Here is a 6,184-nt window from a genome sequence, read left to right on the forward strand (position 1 = left end):
ATTACCTGGACAGCATGAATCTGAATCCCATGGACACCACATCTGAATCGACTGGATACCTTGTTTCTGAATCACCTGGCGCCTTGCGCCTGAATCTGCAGTTAACCGATATTTTGTAATATATGACGCTTTAACCTGTAATTTGTTATTTGATTTTCAAGGAAATCGTTTAATGATTTTTTATGTTATCGGTATCATTTTAACCTCGTTAATGTTATGGCTTGTTCCCTTGTCGGCATTTTTAGCAAGTAAAGGGCTTGTCATTCTTCTTGTGGCAGGCTACTGTGCTATTTACCTCTTGTTTATCTATAAAAAGCCTCTCAAATTCATTCGGTCACATTTTTCTTACCCCTTATTAGTTACGTTGTTTATTTTGCTATTTACCTTTCTGTACTTTATATTTTTGAAACAGCAAATTTCTGTGCTTATTGCCGGGAAGATAATCATAGTGTTTCTGTTACCATTATTGGTTTTGTTATTTGCTAAGTCGAAGCCTGGGGAATTCCATGGACTCGACCTTTTGGTATTTTTGATGGTGTTTATTTCTCTGGAGTCTAGGTTTGTTTCCTTACCGTTAGTATATGAGAAAAATATTCTTTCTTTTGACGGGATTTTCATGGCATTTGTTCTTTTTGTGCTGTTTATCTATCTTGGGTATCGTAAGATAGAGATGGGGTACCAGCTAGATTTAACAAAAAAAATGGCTTATGTAACCGTGATGCTGACAATATTACTCCTTAGTATTGAGATAACCCTCGGAACCCGGTTGCATTTTTTAACGTTTGTTGGGTGGAATGTTAATCTCAAAGATATTTTTGTACTGGGAATATTTTTCTTTTTTCATGCAGCATTAGTTGAGGAAATATTTTTTCGAGGCCTAATATACAACTATATGTCTCAATTCTTAAAAAAATTTAATTTTGCGCTGCCACTGCTTTTTAATACGATTTTATTTGGGGTAACCCATTTGAATAACGGCGGATTTCCTATGCTTCTCCTTTCTACTCTTGCCGGGTTTTTCTATTGTTTTACCTATATTATTACCGGGAATATTTTTTGTGCTGCTTTTATTCATACTGCAACCAATTTATGCTGGAGACTTTTTTTTGTTATTAATTAGATATTCTGATTTTTCTATGTAGGGTTGCATTATTTTGCTATAATCTAATAAAATATGTTAATAACAGGAGGAATAGTGTATGAAAAAGTATCTTTGGATTTTAGTTGTCATGAGTGTATTTCTTGCAACTAATGTTTTGGCCGGAGAAGAAGATGATGTTCTCGGTAAATGGCTGACCGAGAAGGGGACTTCCCAGGTGGAGATTTTTAAAAACGGGACCAAGTTTAACGGCAAAATTGTTTTGTTAAAAGAGCCTGTCTATGGAAAAGAAGATTCTATGGCCGGAAAGACTAAAGTTGACCGAAGAAATCCTGATCTGTCTAAACGCAATGATCCGCTTCTCGGAAAAGAGATGATCAAGGATTTTGTATATGATAAAGGTGCCAAAAAATGGATTAATGGCAAAATATATAATCCGGAAGACGGAAATATCTATAATTGCTATTTGGCATTTGAAAAAGACGGAAGGTTAATTGTCCGTGGTTCTATTGATGCATGGGGTTTGATTGGAAAAACACAGTTTTGGGAAAAAGTGAAGGAAGAAAACGGTTCAGAAAAATAGCCTTGTTTTCAAATCTTTTTATGGCGCAGCTCCTTAATCAATAATATATTTTGGAATCATTAAATATAGTCTAAATCAATTGGAAACCCAAAAGTTCTATGAAATGTGACCGCACTTGGAGTATACTACTAAAAATTAATTAATGTGAATAATAGAGGAGGGTGACGTATGAGTATAGATCCTAATAAAGTTATTTATTCCATGATAGGAGTAAGTAAATATTATGATAAAAAAGCTGTTTTGAAGGATATTTATCTTTCGTATTTTTATGGAGCTAAAATTGGAGTGCTTGGCCTTAATGGTTCTGGAAAAAGTTCTCTGCTCCGTATCCTGGCTGGTATTGATACGGAATATAAGGGACAGGCGGTATTATCTCAAGGATATACTGTCGGGTACCTTGAACAAGAGCCGAAGCTTGACGATGCTAAAACTGTTAGAGAAATTGTTGAGCAGGGCGTGCAGGAAGTCGTTGATCTGCTAAAAGAATATAATAATATCAATGAAAAATTCGATAACCCTTTGACTGATGACGAGATGGACAAGCTTCTCGCCCGGCAAGGAGTTGTACAGGAAAAGCTAGATGCATTGGATGCCTGGGATCTTGATTCCCGGTTAGAAATGGCAATGGACGCACTTCGTTGTCCGGATGGCGATACTTTGGTTCAAGTTTTATCTGGCGGTGAAAAGAGACGAGTTGCCCTTTGCCGGCTACTCTTACAAAAGCCGGATATTTTATTACTGGATGAGCCTACGAATCATCTTGATGCCGAAACAGTTTCCTGGCTTGAGCAGCATTTACAAAACTATGCCGGAACAATAATTGCGGTTACTCATGATCGATATTTCCTCGATAATGTTGCAGGGTGGATATTGGAGCTTGACCGTGGACAAGGTATACCGTGGCAAGGCAATTATTCCTCCTGGTTGGAACAAAAGCAGAATCGCTTGAAGCAGGAAGAGAAATCGGAAACTGAACGGCAGAAGACTTTGCAGCGGGAATTAGAATGGATCAGGATGTCTCCGAAAGGCAGACAGGCAAAATCAAAGGCGCGTATTAGTTCTTATGAAGCTCTGTTGAGTGACGAAAACGAAAAACAAGCGAAAGAGCTCGAAATCTATATTCCAGCAGGACCGCGTTTAGGTAACGTTGTAATCGAAGCTAGTAATATCAATAAAGCTTATGGAGAAAGACTTCTTGTTGACGGAATGACTTTCGCATTGCCTCCTGGAGGTATTGTTGGCGTGATTGGGCCTAATGGGGCTGGTAAAACAACGTTGTTTAAAATGATCACAGGCCAAGAGAAACCGGATTCCGGGGTATTTAAAATCGGTGAAACTGTTAAAATAGGATACGCTGATCAAAACAGGGATGTCATGGACCCAGAAAAAACGCTCTATGAAGTTATCTCGGAGGGGCAGGAGGTTATTAAGCTAGGGAATAAGGAGTTTAATGCCCGTTCATATATTTCCAGGTTTAATTTTTCTGGGGCTGATCAGCAAAAGAAGGTTAATATGCTCTCCGGTGGTGAGAGGAACCGAGTTCATCTTGCCCGTATGCTCAAAGAGGGTGCGAACGTTCTTCTTCTCGATGAGCCGACCAATGATCTTGATGTCAATACCATGAGAGCCTTAGAAGAAGCTTTGGAGAATTTTGGCGGATGTGCTGTGGTCATTAGCCATGATAGATGGTTCCTGGATAGAATTGTTACGCATATACTTGCTTTTGAAGGGGAAAGTAAAGTGACCTGGTTTGTTGGTAGTTATTCGGATTACGAAGCCGATAGAAAAGCTCGTCTCGGACATGAAGCTGATCAACCGCATAGAATTAAATATCGGCAGCTTACTCGAATATAATTGCCTGGTTTAGACAAAGGAAATTGAAAACCTGATTAATAGGTAAAAAAATAGCCAGGGATTTATTGCCCTGGCTATTTTTGTAATGGGACACGGAGTTAAAAAGTCTGGCGAGTTGAAATCGTTAAGGTGTAATAGGGAAAAACTATATTTCCTTTTCCTCCTGTATTTTCTTTCATTGTAGTGTAATTAACTAAATTTTTTGTTCCGAATGGTACTCCATCAACACTTATTTCGTATTGATTTAATAATCTTACTCCTGCCTTAAGGTTAACACCTCCATGACCTCCGAATATGAAATCATAAAAGACACCGGCACCGACTATGATTTCACAGGGATCGCTTAGAAAGGTTTTTATGTATTCTACCCGTGGCACCGGAATAATTCCACCTAGACCTAATGCTCCATATCTAATCGCTGCGCCCTCTACTGGGGTTTCAACATAAACTTGTGACATAATAAAACTTACTTTTGAAAGAGTTATTGGTAACCTATCAACGGTTCTTCCTATCCCTATTCCCCAAGTAAATCCAGGATTTCTGATTTCTTGTGCGCCATAGGCCATTTGCGTTAGCAATAGAAACATAAGTAGTATAATCATTTTTGTTTTCATTTTTTGTTCCTCCGTTTTTTTTTGAGAGTTGTAACAACTTCTGGTGCCTATACAAATGCATTTTCTATGCCACGATTTTTTATCTAAGGGGACTACTGATATTTGTTATATTGTTTTCTTACCTGTCGACATTGCTGTGGTTGTTAAGAATCTCGACACTTAAAATGGTATATCGGGCAATATACAGAAAAAATTATGAATGACAAATCATGTATAGCTATTAACTGACTTGTAATTATGTATAAATAACAGCTTATCACATTGGTTTTTTCCCGATATAATCAGGGCAGAGATTATATCGGTTCTTGTTATCTCCATATTTTTTTGTTTGGTTATCGAGATGAGATATCTTCTGAGTTTAGCGCTAGTTTTTTTCCTTCCTCTCTATGGATATAGTGAAATCAGGAAGGTCGGTACCTTAATCCCTTCTAAAAATTCTACCCGCTATCACCCGGTTAAGGTACAAAAACCGATATTTTCAGGAAGTCATCGTAGGCCACGGGTTGCGCTGACGCTTGATGATGGTCAGCATTGCGATTATCGGATACTAGAGCTTTTGGTTTCATATAACATTCGATGTACAGCTTTTATTAAGGGAGATGTTGCGGAGAAAAATAAAAGGTTAATAAAAAAATTGGATGAGATGCATTGGGAAATTTGCAATCATACTTATAGTCATGCTTATTTGACACGTGAAAGTGATCGGGAAATTGTTACAGATATTAAGAAAGCTCAGGGATTTATCTATAAGACAACCGGTAAATTCTATCCATATTTAAGGCCGCCCTATGGGAAGTATAACAAAAGAGTAAACGTTTTAGCTGCGCAATTAGGGTATCGTTTGGTTCTGTGGGATAATTCATTGTGTGATACCGGAAAAACTGCAAGTACTGACAAACAGGTACGATTTGTCGAGCAGCATTTGCGCAATGGGAATATTATTCTGTGCCATTTCGGAGGCCTTAATACCTATGAAGTGCTAAAAATTATTATTCCTGAAATCTTGAGGCGCGGCTATACTTTTTGTACGATTTCTGAGCTCTTAGCAGGTTAGGCTCTCGGCTTGATTAACCTGCTCATCAGGACATTTACGTACCGGTAAAGTCCGAGTTCTTGAATAATGCCTGCAGATCGATTATTTGAGCTATTTTTCTGATGCTTCGTTAGCTTTGTCTTCGAGGTTTCCTAGGAGTATCTTGAGGAAATCGTAGATGAATTTCATATAATATATATAGCCTAATTTGTCCGGGTATTTTTGCTGGTAATAATTGTGAATATCGTTAAACGTATTTTTTCTGTCTTCTTCGGGAAGCATGTTATAAAGACGAATAATGTTTAGCGAAAACTCTTTGTCAATCTCTCTGTCGGGCCAAGGTGCCGTTAGAATCTCTTGTTCTGATACGTTTCCAGGATCTTTTGTTCTCATTTGTGATACCTCTTTTTTAATTTATTCAGGCGGATCTTTGCTCGGTTAAAGTGTCTTCATCGGAGCTTCTTTGTTTGCGGATATGTGACTTAGACTGCTTCTATTATTCTACAAGAAAGGGGGATAATACTTTTATTATAGCATTTTTTATTCAGTGGAATGCAATATTGTTGAGGTTGTATAATTTTGTTGCAGCTTAGGTAAAATATTCTTAAGATAATATCACATTAATTACTTCAAAAGAATTATCTGGGGTCAATTGACAACTGATCAATTAAATAATAAATTAGGTTAGATTCTGAAGGTTAATAAAAAGGGGGGGATCTTATGCTATCTTGGGCTTTGGTATTTCTTATAATAGCCATTATTGCAGGTGTTTTTGGGTTTGCCGGTATTGCGGGGACAGCTACGATGGTAGCTAAAGTTTTGTTCTTTGTTTTTCTCGTCTTATTCGTCGCTGCATTAGTCTTAGGACGCAGACCGCCTACTGTTTGAGCTGAAGGATAATTGTAATATCCTAAAATAAAGCAACTAAAACGTCCTGCATTTTCTCAAGATAACCCAACCTGAAAAGATACTTTCCATAATTAAAACAACCTAATGGATAA

The 6,184-nt window shown here is 37.6% G+C and carries 7 protein-coding genes; 5 read left to right on the forward strand and 2 right to left on the reverse strand.

The genetic code is table 11. The features are described from left to right. Positions 1 to 172 precede the first annotated feature (172 nt). The 3 genes from DKM50_13800 (at position 173) to DKM50_13810 (ending at position 3,536) form a co-directional block, all read left to right on the forward strand. Entirely contained in the window at positions 173 to 1,120 is a 948-nt protein-coding gene (locus tag DKM50_13800; GenBank protein PZM77201.1) for a hypothetical protein, read from the forward strand. Positions 1,121 to 1,199: 79 nt separating this feature from the next. Next, a complete protein-coding gene (locus tag DKM50_13805; GenBank protein PZM77202.1) occupies positions 1,200 to 1,682 on the forward strand; it encodes a DUF2147 domain-containing protein in 483 nt (160 codons plus the stop codon). A gap of 168 nt (positions 1,683 to 1,850) precedes the next feature. Then, positions 1,851 to 3,536, forward strand: coding sequence for an energy-dependent translational throttle protein EttA (locus DKM50_13810; GenBank protein PZM77203.1), 1,686 nt, complete (start codon positions 1,851 to 1,853; stop codon positions 3,534 to 3,536). 98 nt (positions 3,537 to 3,634) lie between these two features. Here DKM50_13810 and DKM50_13815 read toward each other — a convergent pair whose 3' ends face one another. Further along, positions 3,635 to 4,150: a hypothetical protein gene (locus DKM50_13815; GenBank protein ID PZM77204.1), complete on the reverse strand. Its 516-nt coding sequence runs from the start codon at positions 4,148 to 4,150 to the stop codon at positions 3,635 to 3,637. Positions 4,151 to 4,490: 340 nt separating this feature from the next. Here DKM50_13815 and DKM50_13820 point away from each other — a divergent pair, with 340 nt between their 5' ends. Continuing rightward, a complete protein-coding gene (locus DKM50_13820) occupies positions 4,491 to 5,204 on the forward strand; it encodes a chitooligosaccharide deacetylase (protein PZM77205.1) in 714 nt (237 codons plus the stop codon). 90 nt (positions 5,205 to 5,294) lie between these two features. On the opposite strand, the gene DKM50_13825 is transcribed toward DKM50_13820, so the two are convergent. Further along, complete coding sequence (locus DKM50_13825; GenBank protein PZM77206.1) at positions 5,295 to 5,576, reverse strand: hypothetical protein; 282 nt, start codon at positions 5,574 to 5,576, stop codon at positions 5,295 to 5,297. Between the two features lie 327 nt (positions 5,577 to 5,903). On the opposite strand from DKM50_13825, the gene DKM50_13830 reads away from it, so the two are divergent. Then, entirely contained in the window at positions 5,904 to 6,071 is a 168-nt protein-coding gene (locus DKM50_13830; GenBank protein PZM77207.1) for a DUF1328 domain-containing protein, read from the forward strand. Positions 6,072 to 6,184 lie beyond the last annotated feature (113 nt).

Source organism: Candidatus Margulisiibacteriota bacterium (assembly GCA_003242895.1).
Classification (GTDB): domain Bacteria; phylum Margulisbacteria; class Riflemargulisbacteria; order GWF2-39-127; family GWF2-39-127; genus GWF2-39-127.